The organism is Ensifer sp. Root142, assembly GCF_001426785.1.
Lineage (GTDB): Bacteria > Pseudomonadota > Alphaproteobacteria > Rhizobiales > Rhizobiaceae > Ensifer > Ensifer canadensis.
The window spans coordinates 136227-155103 of sequence record NZ_LMFK01000034.1; the positions used below are offsets into that span (position 1 = coordinate 136227).

General features: G+C 61.5%; 16 protein-coding genes. 11 read left to right on the plus strand and 5 right to left on the minus strand.

Features of this window, described 5'->3' with window-relative positions:
• Window positions 1-40: 40 nt before the first annotated feature.
• The 3 genes from ASD52_RS25515 to ASD52_RS25525 are packed head-to-tail and all read right to left on the minus strand — an operon-like array spanning window position 41 to window position 2932.
• A complete protein-coding gene (locus ASD52_RS25515; protein WP_025430104.1) occupies window positions 41-787 on the minus strand; it encodes an SDR family oxidoreductase in 747 nt (248 codons plus the stop codon).
• A gap of 20 nt (window positions 788-807) precedes the next feature.
• A complete protein-coding gene (locus ASD52_RS25520; protein ID WP_057225786.1) occupies window positions 808-2259 on the minus strand; it encodes an aldehyde dehydrogenase family protein in 1452 nt (483 codons plus the stop codon).
• On the minus strand, window positions 2249-2932 hold the full coding sequence (locus tag ASD52_RS25525; RefSeq protein ID WP_057225788.1) for a GntR family transcriptional regulator: 684 nt from the start codon (window positions 2930-2932) through the stop codon (window positions 2249-2251). The genes ASD52_RS25520 and ASD52_RS25525 overlap by 11 nt, the downstream gene beginning before the upstream one ends.
• Window positions 2933-3143: 211 nt before the next feature.
• On the opposite strand from ASD52_RS25525, the gene ASD52_RS25530 reads away from it, so the two are divergent.
• The 8 genes from ASD52_RS25530 (at window position 3144) to ASD52_RS25565 (ending at window position 12939) form a co-directional block, all read left to right on the plus strand.
• A complete protein-coding gene (locus ASD52_RS25530) occupies window positions 3144-3926 on the plus strand; it encodes a GntR family transcriptional regulator (RefSeq protein ID WP_025430107.1) in 783 nt (260 codons plus the stop codon).
• A 27-nt stretch (window positions 3927-3953) separates the two neighbouring features.
• Window positions 3954-5066 (plus strand): sn-glycerol-3-phosphate ABC transporter ATP-binding protein UgpC, encoded by a 1113-nt coding sequence (gene ugpC / locus ASD52_RS25535; RefSeq protein WP_025430108.1) that lies wholly within the window; start codon window positions 3954-3956, stop codon window positions 5064-5066.
• Window positions 5067-5074: 8 nt separating this feature from the next.
• A complete protein-coding gene (locus tag ASD52_RS25540) occupies window positions 5075-6004 on the plus strand; it encodes a sugar ABC transporter permease (protein WP_025430109.1) in 930 nt (309 codons plus the stop codon).
• A gap of 5 nt (window positions 6005-6009) precedes the next feature.
• Complete coding sequence (locus ASD52_RS25545; protein WP_025430110.1) at window positions 6010-6891, plus strand: carbohydrate ABC transporter permease; 882 nt, start codon at window positions 6010-6012, stop codon at window positions 6889-6891.
• Between the two features lie 31 nt (window positions 6892-6922).
• A complete protein-coding gene (locus ASD52_RS25550; protein ID WP_057225789.1) occupies window positions 6923-8491 on the plus strand; it encodes an extracellular solute-binding protein in 1569 nt (522 codons plus the stop codon).
• A gap of 65 nt (window positions 8492-8556) precedes the next feature.
• Window positions 8557-10881, plus strand: a complete 2325-nt coding sequence (locus ASD52_RS25555; protein ID WP_057225791.1) for a DUF4962 domain-containing protein — start codon at window positions 8557-8559, stop codon at window positions 10879-10881.
• A gap of 18 nt (window positions 10882-10899) precedes the next feature.
• Window positions 10900-11649 carry a glucose 1-dehydrogenase gene (locus ASD52_RS25560; protein ID WP_025430113.1) on the plus strand — a complete coding sequence of 250 codons (750 nt, stop codon included), beginning with the start codon at window positions 10900-10902 and terminating at the stop codon, window positions 11647-11649.
• Window positions 11650-11658: 9 nt separating this feature from the next.
• Window positions 11659-12939, plus strand: a complete 1281-nt coding sequence (locus tag ASD52_RS25565) for an SGNH/GDSL hydrolase family protein (RefSeq protein ID WP_025430114.1) — start codon at window positions 11659-11661, stop codon at window positions 12937-12939.
• Window positions 12940-13153: 214 nt separating this feature from the next.
• Here ASD52_RS25565 and ASD52_RS25570 read toward each other — a convergent pair whose 3' ends face one another.
• Window positions 13154-13816, minus strand: coding sequence for a phytochelatin synthase family protein (locus ASD52_RS25570; protein WP_025430115.1), 663 nt, complete (start codon window positions 13814-13816; stop codon window positions 13154-13156).
• A gap of 58 nt (window positions 13817-13874) precedes the next feature.
• Complete coding sequence (locus ASD52_RS25575; RefSeq protein ID WP_128090364.1) at window positions 13875-15869, minus strand: transcriptional regulator; 1995 nt, start codon at window positions 15867-15869, stop codon at window positions 13875-13877.
• A 135-nt stretch (window positions 15870-16004) separates the two neighbouring features.
• Between ASD52_RS25575 and ASD52_RS25580 the strand changes: the two genes are divergently transcribed.
• The 3 genes from ASD52_RS25580 to ASD52_RS25590 all read left to right on the plus strand — a co-directional run bounded on the left by ASD52_RS25580 (window position 16005) and on the right by ASD52_RS25590 (window position 18863).
• Window positions 16005-16850: a class I SAM-dependent methyltransferase gene (locus tag ASD52_RS25580; RefSeq protein WP_057225794.1), complete on the plus strand. Its 846-nt coding sequence runs from the start codon at window positions 16005-16007 to the stop codon at window positions 16848-16850.
• Window positions 16851-17175: 325 nt separating this feature from the next.
• Window positions 17176-18102 carry an amino acid ABC transporter permease gene (locus tag ASD52_RS25585; protein ID WP_025430118.1) on the plus strand — a complete coding sequence of 309 codons (927 nt, stop codon included), beginning with the start codon at window positions 17176-17178 and terminating at the stop codon, window positions 18100-18102.
• Window positions 18099-18863: an amino acid ABC transporter ATP-binding protein gene (locus tag ASD52_RS25590; RefSeq protein ID WP_025430119.1), complete on the plus strand. Its 765-nt coding sequence runs from the start codon at window positions 18099-18101 to the stop codon at window positions 18861-18863. The genes ASD52_RS25585 and ASD52_RS25590 overlap by 4 nt, the downstream gene beginning before the upstream one ends.
• Window positions 18864-18877: the final 14 nt, after the last annotated feature.

The window sequence follows — 18877 nt, forward strand, 5'->3', positions numbered from 1 at the left end:
GACTTTCGTGCGCCCTAAGAGACGCGCGGCGCTGTCGTCATCAGATCGAACGCCCGCCATCGACGTCAAGTGCAACGCCGGTGATCATCGACGCCTGCGGCGATGCGACGAAGGCGGCGGCCTCGGCGAGATCCTCGGGCTTCAGCAAGCGGCCCAACGGAATGGAATCGCGGAACTTCTGGCGAATTTCCTCGGTATCCTCGCCCATGAAGGTCGTCAAAAGCGGCGTCTCGCCGGCAACCGGATTGAGGGCAACGACGCGAATGTTGAACGGAGCAAGTTCGATCGCCAGCGCCTTGGTCGCGGAGACCACCCAGCCCTTCGTCGCATTGTACCAGGCAAGGTTCGGCCGCGGCCGGTTGGCGCCAGTCGAGGCGATATTGACGATCACGCCTGTCTTGTTCTGTTTCATGTGCGGCAGCAGCGCGCGCGTCATGAGATAGACGCCACGCACGTTGACGCCGAGGATCCTGTCGAACTCGTCCGGCTCCACCAGCTCGGCGTTTTGTGGCTTGTGGCCGATGCCGGCATTGTTGATGAGAATGTCGACGCGGCCGAACTTCTCGAGGCTCGCGGCAACGGCGGCGTCGACGTCCGATGATTTGGAGATGTCGCAGACGACGGCAAACGCATTGCTGCCGAGTTGCTTGGCCACGCGCTCGGCCCCTGCGGCATCGCGGTCGACAACGACCACCTTGGCACCGCCGTCGATGAAACGCTTCGCAATGCCCTCGCCGAAACCGGAGCCTGCGCCGGTGATGAGAGCGATCTTACCTTCTAGTGACACTTGTTCCTCCCGACGCTGAACTAGCCGTGGTAAACCGAGATGGTTTTCATGCTGGCGAAGCCGTAGAGGGCTTCGAAACCCTTCTCGCGGCCATGGCCCGATTTCTTGACGCCGCCGAAGGGCAGCTCGACGCCGCCGCCGGCGCCATAATTGTTGACGAAGACCTGACCGGCGTGGACGGCGCGCGCCATGCGCAGCTGCCTACCACCGTCGTTTGTCCAAACCCCGCAGACGAGACCGTAGGCGGTGCCGTTTGCAAGGCGAACGGCCTCCTCTTCGCTGTCGAACGGCATGATCACCTGGACCGGGCCGAAGATTTCGTCCTGTACCGTGCGGTGCTCGTGCGGCACGTCGCGCAGCAATGTCGGTGCGACATAGGCGCCGTCAGCAGGTGCGTCGGCGACGATCTCGCCCTCAGCCGCGATCTTCAGGCCATCCTTGGCGGCATCGGTAAGGAAGCCCTCGATGATCGCCTTTTGCCTATGCGAGACCACCGGGCCAAGCGACAGATCGGCGCTGGCCGGTCCGACCCTGAGCGCGCGATATCTTTCGCTCATCTGCGCCACGACCTCTTCGTAGATGGCGCGCTCGACGAGGATGCGTGACGAGGCCGAGCAGGTCTGCCCGGCGTTCTGGATCCCGGCGTTGACCAGGAATGGCACGGCGCGGTCGAGGTCCGCATCGGCAAAGACGATCTGCGCCGACTTGCCGCCGAGTTCAAGCGTCACCGGCACCGCATTCTTCGCCGCCGCCGCCTGCACCATCTCACCGGTGCGCACCGAACCGGTAAACGAGATGTGGTTGACATCAGGGTGTTCGGAAAGCGCGGCACCCGCCTCCGCGCCCAGCCCGGTGACGACGTTCAGCGCTCCTGATGGCAGGCCCTCTTCTTCGGCAATGCGCGCAAATTCCAGGATTGTCAGGCACGCCTCCTCGGCAGGCTTGACCACTGCCGCATTGCCCATGGCAAGGGCTGCGCCGAGGCTCCGGCCAAGGATCTGCATCGGATAGTTCCACGGGATGATATGACCCGTAACCCCATGGGGCTCGTAAATGGTCAGCACGGTGAAGCCGTTCTGATAGGGAATGGTGTCGCCATGCACCTTGTCGGCGGCGCCGCCATAGAATTCCAGATAGCGCGCGAGCGCGACGACATCAGCCCGCGCCTGCGTCAGGGGCTTGCCGACATCCTGCGCTTCGAGCTCCGTCAGAAGGTCAATGTTGCGCAGCACTGCTGCCGAGATCCGGCTGAGCACCCGTCCGCGTTCGGTTGCCGTCATCTGCCCCCATTGGCCGCCAAGCGCCGAGCGCGCCGAGCGCACGGCCAGGTCGATGTCGTCCCGGTTTCCCCGGGCAATGCGCGCGAATATCTCACCGTTGGAGGGATCCCTGACGGCGATGTGCTCGCCGCCAATTGCGTCCTGCCACGTGTTCGCGATGAAATTGCCGTAAGTCTTCACATCATGCCTCATTGCCAGTCTCGCCCTGCGGGAGGAGCGTTTTCAATCTCATGGCCGTCGCATGGATATGCGCGCGCGCCAGCTTCTCAGCCTGATCAGGGTCCCTTGCCGATATCGCCTCGACAATGAGCCGATGCTCGGCAACGGCAGTGCTGGCGCGTTCGCTGGAAAGCGAAAAGGCCGGAGCGAAGACCTGAGAGGTCATCCGCAGAAGCGGCCCGAGCGACGCCAGCGACGCATTGCGCGAAGCACTGACGATTGCCTCGTGAAAGACGACGTTGGACTGGGTGTAGGCGCCGGGATCCCAGCGCTCAACGACCTTCTGCTGCTGATCGATCTGTTTCGCGAGTGCTTTGATTTCGGATGCTGTGGCGCGCTCGGCGGCATTGCGCGCCGCCACGCCGTCCATCGCCTCGCGCACAGCATAGGCATCGAGAAGTTTCGGCAGGTCGGCGGTGGCCACCCTGACACCGCTGCCCGGTTTGTTCACAACGAGCCCGTCGCGCTCCAGCACCCGCAAGGCCTCGCGAAGCGGCGTACGGCTGATGCCGAATTCGGCAGCGATCCGCTCCTGGCGCAACGTCGCTCCAGGCGCATAGACGCCGGCATAGATGCGCTCGCGAAGCGCCTGGGCAACTTCGTCGAGCAGGCGCGATTGGCTTCGCCATTCAAAGGTTTGACTCATCGATCCCTCCCAAGATCGAGGCAAATTGTATCCAGGATACAGACGATGTCAATTGCGATTGATAGGCCAGCGAACCGCCACGCGGGATCGGGACCGGAAGAGGCGTGATTTTCCGACGCAGACCCCTCGCTCAACGACAAAATTATTTACGGTTGACAATCACACTCTAAGACATCAATCTTGCAACTAAGATATCAGTTAGCGGATAGATATGTCTGAGATTGTCACCATACCGGCACTTCCACTTGACGAGCTCCTTCGGCCCTCCCTGATCGAGGGTGCGGGCAACACGACGTCAAAGGTCTATCGCCTGCTTCGGCAACTGATCGTCGAGGTGAGGTTGCTGCCTGGCCGCGCGTTGCCGGAAAAGGAGGTCGCCGCGATCCTCAACGTCAGCAAGACACCGGTTCGCGAAGCGATCATCCGCCTCTCGGAGGAAGGCCTGATCAAGGTCGTGCCGCAGGGCGGCACGTTTGTCGCGACGATCGAGGTCCAGCGCTATATCGAGGCGTGCTTCATTCGCTTTCGGTTGGAGGCCGGAGCGGCCGCAGAGGCGGCCAAGCGCCACACGTTCGAAGATCTCGGCCGCCTTGAACTCTGCCTCAACCAGCAGATTGCAGCCGTAGAGGGCGAGGATTACACGAATTTCTTCGAGCTCGACGAGAGCTTTCATAAAGCCATCTTCGCAGCCGCGCGTCTGAGCGGTGTGTGGACCTTCGTCAACCAGGCGAAGGGCGAGATCGATCGCATGCGCCATTTGAAGATGGTCTTCGGCGTTCGCCGCACTGCAGAAGTCATCGAGGAACATCGGGCCATCGTCGATGCCATTCGTGAAGCTTCGCCGGATGCGGCCGTGGCGGCAATGAGCCGACACCTCGGCTCGCTCGAAAGCAAGATTACCGAGCTCTCACGCGACCCGAAGCTGTGGAGCTACATTGAATCGATCAATGCGACAACGACAGAAAAACGGAGGCCGCGGCGCAACCTGACCTAAGGGGTTCGCGCCGGCGGGAGGAATCAAATGTCTGCAGTTGAACTGAACGACGTAGTGAAACGCTACGGCGCACTCGAAGTCGTGCACTCCATCAAGCTGTCGGTATCACCGGGAGAGTTCGTCGTTCTGGTCGGACCGTCGGGCTGCGGCAAGTCCACGACCCTGCGCATGGTGGCCGGGCTCGAAGACATTTCAGATGGCACGATCTCGATCGGTGGCCGCGTCGTCAACCGGGTCGCGCCGAAAGATCGCGACGTCGCCATGGTGTTCCAGAACTACGCGCTCTACCCGCACCTCAATGTCGCGGAAAACATCGCCTTTGGACTGCGCGTCCGTGGCGAGAAGAACGACGTCGTCGAAGCCGCTGTCAACGAGGCGGCCGCCATTCTCGATCTGATGCCCTATCTGAAGCGCAAGCCCGCGGACCTTTCGGGCGGCCAGCGACAGCGCGTGGCGATGGGTCGCGCGATTGTGCGAAAGCCACAGGTGTTTCTGTTCGACGAGCCGCTGTCCAATCTCGACGCCAAGCTGCGCACCCAGATGCGCGCGGAGATCAAGCGGCTGCACAAGCGCATGGACGTCACCAGCATCTACGTGACGCACGACCAGGTGGAGGCCATGACGCTTGCCGACCGCATCGTCGTCATGAATGGCGGACGCGTCGAACAGGTCGGCTCGCCCATGGAGCTTTTCCTCAATCCGGCCAATGCGTTTGTTGCGAGCTTCCTGGGATCGCCGCCCATGAACCTCGTGGCAGCGCGCGTGGAAGCGGCAAACGGCGCTGCCGTTGCCTGCGTCGACGGCAACGTTCCGGTCCAGTTCCGCATGCCGGCTGCAATCGCCGCCGGCATGCGCGCCGGCCAGAAAGTTCTCGTCGGCCTGCGTCCCGAACACCTCGATATCGAAGTCGGCCGCCCGGGGGCCGACACCCAGGAGATAGCGACGGCCGTGGACCTCGTCGAGCCTCTCGGTTCGGAAGCGCTGCTTCATTGCAGGATCGGCGGCCAGCCGGTCGTCGCCAAGGTCGATACGCCCGTGGACGGGAGAAGCCTGTCGGATGTCGCCAGGCTGGCGATCCCCACCGCCAGACTTCATGTCTTCGACGTGGAGACCGGCAAAGCCATCAACGGACAGGCGTGAGGCAGATGATGGGATCGAAGATCGCCCAGCATATCAAGGACCTGGCGGAGGATCTTCGCCGAGACTGGCAGCTTTATGTGTTGTTGTTGCCGATGCTCGTCTGGTTCCTGCTTTTCCTCTACAAGCCGATGGAAGGCTTGCAGATTGCCTTCAAGGACTTCAGCCCGTTCCGTGGCGTTGCCGGCAGTCCCTGGGTCGGGTTCGAAAATTTCCGGACGCTACTCAATGACCAGATCTTCATCCGCGCCTTCATCAATACGATCACCATCAGCGGCCTGGGGCTGATCTTCGCCTTCCCGGTGCCAATCATCCTGGCCTTGATGTTCAATGAGCTGCAGAGCGAAGTCGGCCGGCGTTTCTCACAGACCGTCGTCTACCTTCCACACTTCATTTCGGTGGTGATCGTTGCAGGCATCGTCATCAACCTGCTGTCGCCAACCACGGGCGTGGTCAACCTCGTGCTGTCCAGCCTCGGCTTCGATCCGATCTACTTCCTGACACAGCCGGAATGGTTCCGAACGGTGTTCATCGGCTCCAACGTCTGGAAGGAGGCAGGCTTCGAATCGATCGTCTATCTCGCTGCCATCGCCGGTATCAGCCCGACACTCTACGAATCCGCCCGGGTCGACGGCGCCTCGCGCTGGCAGATGATGTGGCGCATCACCCTGCCCTGCATTCTGCCGACGATCATCATCATGCTGATCATCCGCATCGGCAACCTGGTCGAGGTCGGTTTCGAATACATCATCCTACTCTACCAACCGGCCACCTACCGCACCGCCGACGTTGTCTCGACTTATGTCTACCGGACCGGCCTGCAGGGAACCCAGTACGACCTGGCGACTGCCGCCGGCCTGTTCAACGCGGTCATCGCGTTTGCCCTCGTCTTCACGGCCAACCGGATCAGCCGGAAGGTCTCATCAACCTCGCTCTGGTGAATGTCATGGCCACTTTCAGCCTATACTCGCGCGGCGATCGTATTTTCGGATATGCGAATGCGGCCCTGATCGGACTGTTCGTCCTGTCGACCCTCTATCCGTTCATCTATCTGCTGGCGGTATCGATCTCGTCAGGTGCGGCGGTCACCTCCGGGCAGGTCATTCTGTTTCCCAAGGACCTGACGCTTGCGGCCTATGAATTCGTGCTGTCCGACCGACTGTTCTGGATCGCCTACGGCAATACCTTCATCTACACGTTCGGCGGCACCGCGGTCAGCTTGGCGATCATGATCCCCGGCGCCTATGCGCTGTCACGCGCTAGGCTGCGCGGACGCAAATTCCTGAACCTGATGGTGGCATTCACCCTCTGGTTCAATGCCGGGATGATCCCCTTCTTCCTGAACATGCGCGACCTTGGCCTCCTGGATTCGCGTTTCGGCCTGATCATCGGCTTCGCCTGCAATGCCTTCAACGTCATCCTGCTGCGCAACTTCTTCGAGTCCGTGCCGAAATCCTTCGAGGAAGCAGCGAAGATGGACGGCGCCAGCGAATGGCAGCTGCTCTGGAAGGTATTTATTCCACTGTCCAAGCCGGCCATCATCACCGTCGGTCTGTTCTGCATCGTCTCGCGCTGGAACAGCTACTTCTGGGCCATGGTGCTGCTGCGCGGCGAGGAAAAGATCCCGCTCCAACTCTACCTGAAGCGCATCATCGTCGACCTCACCGCCAACGACGAGTTTGCCAGCAGCCTGCTGAGCTCGCGCTACTCATTCGAAACCGTCACAGCCGCGATCATGATCGCCTCGATCATTCCGGTCCTGCTGATTTATCCGAGCATCCAGAAATACTTCAACAAGGGCATCACCCTTGGTGGGGTCAAGGAATAACGGCCAGTTCTGTTTAAGGAGGAGAAATGGAATGAGACGTTTTGGGAAAAGGCTTTCGCTACTTGCCACCTGTGCGCTTCTGCAATTGGGCAGCGCCGCCGCCGAGGACGCGTCGACGAAGATCGTCGATGATCCGCTCGAACTGACGATCCACTTCCATTTCCGCGACAAGTACGTCTACACGGAGAACTGGCCCGTTGAGAAAAAAGCGGCCGAATGGACCGGGATCCATGTCAAGAACGTGGCCTCGCTTGCCACCAGCAACAGCCGCGACGCTTTCAACCTGTTGATGGCGTCTGGCGATCTGCCTGATATCGTGGGAGGCGATGTGACAGGCGGCCTCAAGGACGACTTTATCCGCTACGGCATGGAAGGCGCCTTCCTGCCGCTTGACGACCTGATCGCCGAAAACGCCCCCAACCTGAAGAAGTTCTTCGACGATCATCCCGTGGTGCGCCGCGCCATCAGCGCGCCCGATGGGCATATCTACTTCATCCCTTATGTTCCGGAGGGAGAGTATTCGCGCGCCTGGTTCATCCGGCGGGACTGGCTGGACAAGCTCGGTCTCAAGGAGCCGCAAAATGTCGACGAGCTCTACACCGTGCTCAAGGCATTTCGCGAGAAAGATCCCAACGGCAACGGCAAGAAGGACGAGGTTCCCTATTTCGCCCGCGAGCCGATCGAGGCGGTGCGGCTCATCAACATGTGGGATGCGCGCGTCTCGGGGTCGGAACGCTACGGCGACTTCATGGTCGAGGACGGCAAGATCGTCCACCCGTGGACGACTGCAAACTACAAGACCGGGATTTCAAAGGTTGCCCAGTGGTTTGGCGAAGGGCTCATCGACACGGAAGTCTTTACTCGCGGCGCACGCGTTCGCGAATACATGCTCGGTAACAATATCGGCGGCATGACCCATGACTGGTTCGCCAGCACCTCGAACTATACCGAGGCTCTGAAGGACAGCGTTCCCGGTATCAATTTCGCACCGATGCTGCCACCGAAAACGGTATCGGGAAAGCGCTTCGAGGACAGTCGGCGTGCGACCGTTCAGCCTGCCGGCTGGGCGATCTCCTACACCAATCAGCACCCCGCCGAGACGATCAAGTACTTCGACTTCTGGTTCTCCGAAAAGGGTCGCATTCTCTCCAACTGGGGTGTCGAGGGCGTCAACTACGCCATGAAAGACGGCAAACCGGTCTACAAGGACAGCGTCCTCAAGAACCCAAAGCCGGTGAACGCCCAGATGTGGGAAATCGGCGCCGGCGTGCCGCGCGGCTACTGGGCCTCCTACCCGTCCGAACAGCAGTGGACCAACAAGATGGCCCTCGACGGGATCGCCATGTACGAGAAGGAACCCGGCCTGCTGCAGCCCGAATTCACCGGCGTCTCGATGAGCGCCGAGGAACGGGCGGTCTACGACAAGTACTGGCCGAGCCTGCTCACATACATGACCGAGATGCAGCAGACCTTCGTGCTCGGCGCACAGAATGTCGACGCCTCCTGGGATGCCTATCAGGATCGCCTCGAACAGCTCGGCCTGCCCGAGGTCATCAAGGTCATGCAGACGGCTTACGACCGCCAATACGCCAAGAACTGACACATCAGGGCGCGGCGCGGCCGCGCCCTATTCACTCCCTGACTTGTTAAAGGACGTCATTTTCGATGCCCAAAGCTGACGAAGCCCCACGACTGCATTATCTCGACGAGCCGAAACCCGGCACGCTGACGATCACCTATCAGCCGAACGGCTCCGCCATCCAGGAGAACCCGCCGCGTTTCAGCTGGCTGCCGGCGCTGGACGACAATGCCCGCTATGCCCTCAAGGTGTCCCGGAATCCATCCTTTCCACCGGCCGATACGCTGCTGTTCGAAGACCTTAATTGGAACTTCTTCACGCCGGACGTAACCTTCGAGCCCGGCGTCTATCACTGGGCCTTCGCGCTATGGGATGGCGCATCCAAAACCGTTGTGTCCGCCTGGAGCAGCGTTCGAATATTCGAGATCCTGCCCGGCTTGCCGGAAACACCGCTGCCGCGCGCGCAATTCCGCTGGAAGGCTGCGGATCTACGCCATCCCCGACTTTGGCTCGGTCCGAGCGAAGTCGGTGATTTTCGCGAACGCCTGGAGGCAGATGCCGATCATTGCGGCTGGCAGGGTTTTTTCGACAAGTCTGTCGCGCCATGGCTCACGCGCGATTTCATCGCAGAGCCTGCCCTCTACCCCAACAACGTGCGCGTCGCGAAACTCTGGCGGCAGATGTACATCGATTGCCAGGAAGCCATCTACGCGGTGCGCCATCTGGCGATCGCCGGCGTCATTCTCGACGATCCTGCGTTGATCACCAGGGCGCGTGAATGGCTGCTGGCGATCGCGCGATGGGATCGTTTGGGCGCCACCGCGCGTTCCTACAACGACGAGGCAGCCTTCCGCGTCGTCACCGCACTCGCCTGGGGCTACGACTGGCTGTGGGATCATCTCGACGACACGGAACGGACGGAGGTCCGCGACGTCCTGCTGGCGCGGACGCGCGAAGTTGCCGATCATGTCCTGTGGCGTGCGCGCATCCATGTCTTCCCCTATGACAGTCACGCCGTGCGCTCGCTATCGGCCGCATTGACGGCCGCCTGCATCGCTCTTGCTGGAGAAAGCGACGAGGCGGAAAGCTGGCTCGACTATACGATCGAATTCCTGTTCACACTCTACTCCCCGTGGGGAGACGCGGATGGCGGGTGGGCCGAGGGTCCGCATTACTGGATGACAGGCATCGCCTACCTGACGGAGGCCGCCAACCTCATCAAGAACTTCCTGGACGTCGACCTCTACAAGAGGCCGTTCTTCCATAAGACCGGCGACTTCCCGCTCTACACCAAGGCACCGGGTACCCGTCGCGCCTGTTTCGGAGACGATTCCACCCTCGGCGACCCGCCGGGAGTAAAGGTCGGCTACAATGTCCGCCAGTTCGCAGGCGTCACCGGCAATCCTTACTACCAGTGGTACTACGAGCGCCTGAAAGCCGACGCCGCCGGAACCGAGATGGAGTTCTACAATTACGGCTGGTGGGATCTCAATTTCGACGATCTCGTCTATCGCCACGACTATCCGCAGATCGTAGCCCAGGCGCCAAGCGACCTGCCACCAGTGAAATGGTTCAAGGATATCGGCTGGGTCGCCATCCAGAAATACATGGACGACCCTGCGCGGCATATCCAGTTTCTGTTCAAGAGCAGCACCTTCGGCTCGCTCAGCCACAGCCATGGCGACCAGAACGCTTTCCTGCTCTATGCCTTCGGCGAAGATCTGGCCATCCAGAGCGGCTACTATGTGGCCTTCAACTCCACCATGCACCGTAACTGGCGGCGCCAGACCATTTCCAAGAACGCCATCCTCATCGACGGCAAAGGTCAGTATGCCGACGGCGATAAGACGATTGCAAAAAAGGCCGGGGGGCGGATTGTCACCGTGCGCGAGGAGCCGTCCCATGTCTTCATCAGCGGCGATGCGACGGCGGCCTACCGGGCCGCAGATCCTGACGTGTTGCGCGCCGAACGCGACGTCTATTTCACCGCAAGCGATTTCGTTGTGCTCGTCGACCGCGTCGAGTGCTCCCGTCCAAAGCCCGTTCAATGGCTGTTTCATGCGACAAGACCGATGGACGTCGGCACCAACAGCTTCCGCCTGACCGGAGAGCGCGCCGGCCTTTACGGGCAGTTCGTCCACTCGACCTCCGGCCCGCCCAATGTTCGCCTGGTCGAAGGTTTCGAAGGGATCGATCCCGCCGACGTCGAGGGCATGGATACCCAATACCATATCGAGGCCAGCCTGCCGTCGGCGAGCAAGCACACCCTCGTCACCCTGCTCGTTCCCTATTCGCTCGATGAGCCGCGGCGGGTCTTTAACTTCATCGACGACCAGGGGTTCAGCGCCGACATCTACTTCACCGATGTCGACGACAACCAGTTGCGCATCGTCATCCCAAAGAACTTCTGATCACGAAAGGATATTTCCATGAACGGACTGAAAGACAAAGTCGTGCTGGTCACCGGCGGCGGACGCGACATCGGCAAGGCCTGCGCCGAGCGACTTGCCAAGGAAGGCGCAAAGGTCGTCGTCACCTATTTCGGCTCGGCATCAAGCGCTGAACAGAGCGTCGGCGCTATCAATGCGGCGGGCGGCAAGGCGGTCGCACTTAGAGCGGACATGACCAATGCGGCGGATGCCCAGGCCGCGGTCGACAAGGCCGTGTCGGAATTCGGCAGGCTTGATGGCCTCGTGCACGTCGCCGGCGGCATCATCGCCCGCAAGACGCTGTCCGAGATGGACGAGGCGTTCTTCCGTGAAGTGATCGACGTCAATCTGACGTCGTTGTTCAATGCAACCAAAGCCGCGGTGCCCGCCATGAATGAAGGAGGCTCGATCGTCACCTTCGCGTCCCAGGCCGGCCGTGACGGCGGCGGTCCCGGCGCCGTCGCCTACGCGACCTCCAAGGGGGCCGTGATGACGTTCACGCGTGGCCTGTCGAAGGAACTCGGCCCGAAGATCAGGGTGAACGCCGTCTGCCCCGGCATGATCTCCACGGCTTTCCACGACACCTTCACGAAACCGGAAGTGCGCGAGCGGGTTGCGGCAGCGACACCGCTCAAGCGCGAGGGACAATCGGCCGAGGTCGCAAGTCTGGTCGCGTTCCTCGTCTCCGACGAGGCTGCCTTCATCACCGGCGCCAGCTACGACGTCAATGGCGGCACGTTCTTCTCGTAGGACCAGAACATGACAGTCACATCTCCGATCCATGGGAGCAGGGTCGCCCTGCTCGGGACCTCGCTCGTCCAGCAGAACCACGATGCCGGCGAGCGGCATATCCGATCGTCGGCCAGGGGCTGGTCGACATGGGCGGAGGTGCTGACCCATGGCCAGCTCGATATCACCGTCTTCCACGACCCACGCGTACATCCTGGATGGGAGCCGAGCGGGCGGGTGGGTGACTCGCGCGGCTTCGGTGGCCTTAACGCCGGTGTCTCAGGCCAGAAGGCCCTAGATATCGCCAACCGGATCGACCAGGTCCTTGCGCTTGATTTCGACCTCATCATCGTTGACGCGGGAACCAACGACATGATGGTGGAGACCAAGGAAACCATTCAGGCGATCCGCGAGGCGATCGTGTCCCGCCTGCTCGATGCCGGCAAGCTGGTCATCCTGCTGCCGATCCTTGCCCGCGGGACGCAAAAATGGTCGGCCGGCGGATCGGAGCGTGCCAAGGCGCAATGGATCAACCAGAAGAGCCGTGCCTTCGCGGCCCGAAGACCCCGTTGCCACATCTTCGACTGGAACAGCGCCTGGGTCGACTGGCATAGCGCGGACGGCGTTCCACACGCCGGATTCTCCGATGACGGCACGCATTTTTCTGTGCCGGGCGGTCATGCCGTCGGCAAGGCGTTGGCCGAGTACCTCCGCGGGCTGCTTGCTCCGCACGTTCCCGAACGGTGGGCGCGGGACGATCGTTTCGACCCGGTTCACAATCCCCTCGGAAGTTTTGTTCCCGATCCGCTTCCGGGCAACGCAAAGACGTTTGCGGGGCCGCCGCCCGATTGCAACGTCACGGCCAGCCGTGCCGTAAGCAGCACCGGTCATCCGGCAGGCTGGCAAGAAATCAGTCTGGAAGGCGGCCATTGCGTCCTGGAGATCTTGCCGGAAGGTTTCATCAATCCGCTGCCGGCAGGCGCCTGGGTCCGGGCGAGCTGCGCGGTCGAGGTCGACGCGCATGATGGCTGGCGGGACATCTCCCTTGTGCTTGAAGACTGTGGCCCGGAAGGTCTGACGGCACAGGCGCTTGCACCTTTCGATCTCGGTGACGGCAACCTCGCGTCCTATCCGACCGAGGCATGGTCAGGCATGCTGAGGACACCGCCGATCAAAATCAAAACGCCATCCCAGAGGCTTCGGCTCGCGCTCAACCTGCGCATTGTCTCATCTGGGCGCCCGGCAACGATGCGTTTCTCCACGCCGCAACTACGCCAGGTCGACCCGCCCGCCCTGGGCTGGCACCGCTAAACCATCTGGGACACGCTTCCTGCCTTATGGTAAGCAATCAATGCTTGAGACTCTACATCGCAGAGTGACCTCCGCATATGGTCGTAACGCCCGCCTGCGGTCGAGCAGGCCGAACCGATTGACCGGTTCGCCGTCTGCAGGACATTCCCGGTGCCCCGAGGGACTTCGAAGACCTGCCTATCCAGACACGCCCGCTGCGAAAGCGACAACGCGGTCAGGGGCCGCCGATTTGAAGCAGGCCTCTTTTGCTATCGCCGTCGAGAGTATCCATGGCGGCAAACAAACGATCGCGCTCGATGAGCCAGGGCTTGAACTGCTCATTCACGTCCAGGACGAACACCAGATCTTCGGCCTCCAGATATCCCGCCACGGGTGAGTGGTGTCCTGCTCCCGCTCCAAAAATCGTCCTACGATCGAAGTTGATGATGTAGCGACGGTCGGGATCGTTAGCGTGCGTCATGTGCTCACGGAACTGCTCGGCGGTCAGGTTCCGCAGCACGGTGACCTGGTGGCTCGTCTTCTTTCGCGCAAGCTCAGCCAGCTCGTCCAAAGTGAGCCCCATTATGCAGTACCCCGTCCAGCACGTACCTGTTCCGGACAGGACGTCGGCCTCGGTCGTTTCGTCCTCACCGATCGAGCGGAAGCTGTTTGCAAGGCTTGCAGGTCCACACCGCGAACCGTTCGACTGCCACGTGACGCGTTTGTCAAAGGCGGAAGCGACCGGGAGGCTCCAGGCTTTTTCGAGAAGATCTGAACTGCGAATGACAGATGTCTCGATCGCTATGGGAGCAACGGAGGTCCGAGAAGGCACGACGAATGTCGCCGCAACGAGCAAACCCAAGGCGGCCGCAAAGCCAAGCACGACCCGATGTTTCATTGTCTGATCCCCACAATGCAAGGACGATCAGAAACAATGAACCAGGGACAAGATGTCATCAATGGAGGCCGATCTGCCTTGCACCTTCGCGAAACAGCGTCTGCTGTTCGGGCCCCAGATGAAACGCGGTCAGAAAATCGCTCAGGCTGTAACCTGAAAACCGATGATGGATCGACGCCACGTAGCCACGCCCTTCGTCGAGCCGGCCGATGAGCGCCAGCGATAGCGCCGCGATCGCCAGAATGTGGGCATGGGCATTCGGCCGAGCCGCAGCCTTGATGGCCCAGCCGGCGGCCTCCTCAAAGCGTCCGAGGCGCACGAGTGCCAGCGCCCGGCTTGCCAGCATGCCGAAGAGCAGCGGATCAAATGGACTGAGTTTTCGCGAAAGATCAGCCGCCACAATAGCTGCCTGCGCATCGCCGGACTGAGCCTGGACGAAGGCGAGCGAATAATGACCAAGCGCAAAGCTGGGGCTGAGTTCGACCGCCTGTTCCAGCTCGCCGACGGATTGGTCATGCAGCCCCCGCAGCCAGAGCGCTCGGCCGATTGCCCAATGCGCGGCCGGGTCGCGGTCATCGGCCATCATGCTTTGGCTGGCTGCCCGATACGCGAGCTCGACCTCCACGTCCTGATCCGCCCAGTGCTGGAAGGCGCTTTGAAAATGGGTGAAGGAAAGGCCCGCGTGAGCGCGGGCGAATGTCGGATCGAGGTTTATCGCGGTCTCGAAGAAGTGTTGGGCCTGTTCATTGTTGCTCCTGGTGAAGCGATACATGTGCCAGAGCCCACGGTGATGCGCCTCCCACGCATCGAGAGAACTAGGTGGCTTCAGGATTGCCCGGTTGCTCTCAAGCGCTTCGACCTCACGCTCGATGGTGACGACGATCCGACTGCCGATCTCGTCAAGCAGAAGAAAGGTCTCCGCAGCATCGTACTCGAAGACCTCGGCCCAGACGATACGGGCGGTTTGCGCCTCCGTAAGTTCGACGCAGACGGTGATGCGCCTTCCGAGGCGCTGGAACGAGCCGTTGACGACATAGTCGACGCCGAGCATCCGGCCAGCCTCGTGCGGTGTGTACCGGCGGTCGCGCAGGGCGAACATGGTGCCCTGGGCGATCACGCTGAGGCTTCGCTGTCGGGCGAGCCGTGTGATGATGTCGTGAACGAGCGCATCCGACGACCCACCCGGAATGGCCATCGGCGACGTGTCATCGAAGGGCATGATGGCGATCGAGGCACGGCGATGCGTCTGAGGTGCTGCTGTTTCGCTCGGCGCCGTTTCGGCGACGGGCGCCGGATGCACTATGAACGTCTCGTCAGCCTGAGCCCTGGCCGTGCGCCAGATCTCTCGAAGAGGTTTGCTGTCAACGCCTTCACTATCGAAAAGCTTGGCAGTCGCTGCCAGGTGCTCCTCTCCTTCCCGAACGCGCCCGTCGGCAGCAAGGCTTTGCAGCAGCAGCTCGTGGGGACGAAGGTCAAAGGAGGCAAGGGCAATCCAGCGATCGAGATAGCTGCGCACTTCCTCATGGCCGGCGCGTTGTACGATGTGATCGAGGAGAGCCGCATGGGTATCGCGCAATCGGCGCCGTTGGAACGCCAGCCAGCTGTCAAATGCCGGGCAGCGCTCAATCGCAAGGCCGTCAAGAAAATCGCCGACAAAAAGATCGGCCAGGGATCGCAACTGTTCCGGTGCAAGCGTCCTAAAGCCGTGTCGATGGGCTGCGGTAACCTCGATCGCATCGACCGAGCAATCCGACAGATCGAGGGCGATCGTATCGCCCTTGGCACGGACGCGCTGCTCACCGATCAGCGACCGGATCTTGCTCAGACACCATCGCAGTTCACCGCGCGGATCGTCGGGAACATCCCACAGAAGGTCGCAAAGCTGAGCCCTTCCAGAGGGATGAGGCGAAAGCGCCAGATAGGCAAGAAGAGCACGCACCTTGCGCGATCCGGGCAACGGCACGTCCACGCCTTCACGGCGAATTGCCAATGGTCCGAGCAGTCGGAGCGTTAACGACGGCATGTCGATCTGCCTTCGCCCGTAAGGTTCCATGGTCATTACCACGCCGGCTCCCACGCCGGTTCCCACGCTCTCTGCCTAAACCAGAAGCCGCGGAAGATCAGATGCTCGAAACAGGCCTGTGACAGACGCACCATGACCCAATCAAACTGCCTTAAGGAGGAAAAAATGTCCACATCCGCAGCTCTAGCCGACCAGAACCACCAGCCTGCCGTCGACTTCGGCGCGCTCAAGGCCCGGCAGCAAAACGCGTGGTCTTCAGGCGATTACGCCGTCGTCGGCACGACCCTGCAAATTGTTGGCGAGAGCCTCTGTGAAGCGCTCGATCTGCGCGCCGGTTCCAAGGTGCTCGACGTCGCCGCTGGCAACGGCAACGGTGCGCTTGCCGCCGCCCGGCGCTGGTGCGACGTCACCGCGACGGATTACGTCCCTGCGCTCCTGGAGCGCGCTCGTGAGCGCGCCAAGGCAGACCGGCTCTCCATCACCTTCCAGGAGGCAGATGCAGAAAACCTGCCCTTCGCCGATCAGTCGTTCGACACTGTGCTCTCGATTTTCGGCGTGATGTTCACGCCCGATCAGGAGCGGGCTGCCGGCGAGCTCCTTCGTGTCTGCAAGCGCGGCGGCTCCATTGGCCTTGCGAACTGGACCCCCGATGGCTTCATCGGGCAGGTGTTCAAGACGATCGGTCGCCATGTCCCAACGCCGGCAGGTGCCCGCTCGCCGGCGCTCTGGGGATCGCGCCCGCGTCTCGAGGAACTGTTCCCGGCCACGTCCGCCTCGGTTGCGGCAATGCCGCGGCAGTTTGTGTTCCGCTACAAGTCGCCCGAGCATTGGCTTGAGGTCTTCCGGACCTTCTACGGCCCTGTTTTGAAGACCTTCGCCGCCCTCGAACCCGCGGGACAGGACGCGCTCGCTACCGATCTGCTGGCGCTCGTTGCACGCTTCAATCGCGCCGATGGCGGTACCATGGTGGTGCCGAGCGAGTATCAGGAAGTCGTTGTTACAAGGCTCTGAGTCAAGGCTATGTTGAACCATGTCACCGCCGCGCACGCGTCTCGATCCGTGCTCGGCGGTGTACATCGAAACGGTCCAACCTTTCGACGATATGTCATCGATGAACCTCCCAAGCGAGCGATCAACGTAACGCCGACGACACTCACCCTCTCACTGGATAGTCCAGCGCCACGAACTGGCTGCTGATCGCGGACGTGCACGCGACCTGTGATCACGTGCCCATTTTCCCGACAACGCGCTTGTTTTTCCTTCGGCGGTCGGCCCGCTTGACTCCGCTAAAGAACGCATCTAGTAAGTTGTAGGCCTAACCCTACATTTGGACATCATGACCCGATCAACCTCGAATGCAACTCCCACGCTGTCGCTGACAGACCTGCCAGGCCCGGACGTGCCCATTCGCCGTTTGAGCCACCCTTGGCGCTGGATAAGCGGTGGTGCCGTCATCCTGCTGCTGGCAGTGATCGGTCGCGCCTTTGCGGTTGGTCAAATCCAGTGGACGGTCGTCGGGCAGTTTCTAACGGCCGGCGTCATCATCACCGGTTTCGGCTGGACCCTTTTGATCTCGGCTTGCGCGCTTGCACTTGGCGTGGTCCTCGGCTTCGCCTTCGGGATCATGCGCCTTTCGGAAAATCCAATCCTGCGCTTTGCCGCCTGGCTTTACGTCTGGATATTTCGCGGCACGCCGGTGCTGCTCCAGCTTCTCATCTGGTTCAACATCGCACTCGTCTTTCCCCGTCTCTACATTCCGGGCCTGGTCGACGAGCGCATGGTTGATGTGGTGACGCCCTTTGTCGCTGCCGTTCTTGGTCTCGGCGTCAACGAGGGCTCTTATCTGACGGAAGTGGTGCGCGGCGGAATCTCGTCCGTCGATCGCGGCCAGAAGGAAGCGGCCCACACACTCGGCATGACGCCCGGCCAGACGATGCGGCGCATTATGCTGCCGCAGACCCTGCGGTTGATCCTGCCGGTTCTTGGCAACAGCGCCATCGGCATGCTGAAATTCTCCTCGCTCGCCGCCACGATCGCCATGGGCGAAATGCTGAACGCGGCCCAGCGGATCTACTTCATCAACGGCGCGGTCATCGAGCTGCTGTTCGTGTGCGCCGCCTGGTACCTCGCCGGAACGACGGTCCTTTCCATCGGTCAATATTATCTCGAACGCCATTTCGGCCGCGATGCCGCTGCCGCTGCCAGCAATCGAAGCTGGTTCAAAGGACGGGCGCGGCGTCTCGCCGCTGTGAGGGAAGCATGAGTCTCGCGGTCAAGGCGGTAGGTATCCGCAAGAGTTTCGGCAGCCACGAGGTATTGAAGAACCTCGACCTCGAAGTCGCCTATGGTGAAGTGCTGTGCATCCTCGGCCCCTCGGGCAGTGGTAAGAGCACGTTCCTTCGGTGCATCAACCATCTCGAAACGCCAAACGGCGGTTATGTCTGGGTCGATGGTGCGATCATGGGCTACGCGCTCCATCGCGGCGCCCTACAGGAGCTGCCCGTCAAGCGACTACGCGCACAGCAGAGTCAGCTCGGCATGGTGTTCCAACACTTCAATCTGTTCGCGCATCTGACGGTGCTCGGCAATGTCATCGAAGGGCCGATGGTCGTGCGCGGATTGCGCCGGGCCGAAGCCGAAGCCCGCGCCATGGATCTGCTGGAGCAGGTCGGCATGGCGGCCAAGGCCGAAAGCTATCCGTCGCAGCTTTCAGGCGGCCAGAAACAACGCGTGGCAATCGCCCGGGCGCTCGCCATGGAGCCACGGGTGATGCTGTTCGACGAACCGACCAGCGCGCTCGATCCGGAGCTTGTCGGCGAGGTGCTGGAGGTCATGCGCAATCTGGCGCGCGGCGGTACCACCATGATTGTCGTCACCCATGAGATCGGCTTTGCCCGCGAGGTGGCAGACCGCGTCGTGGTGATGATCGACGGAGAAATTCGCGAGACCGGCGCGCCGGAACAGGTCCTCAGCAACCCCGGTGATCCGCGCGTGCGCACATTCCTCAGCCGCGTTCTGGCCTGAGAAATTTCAGCTTA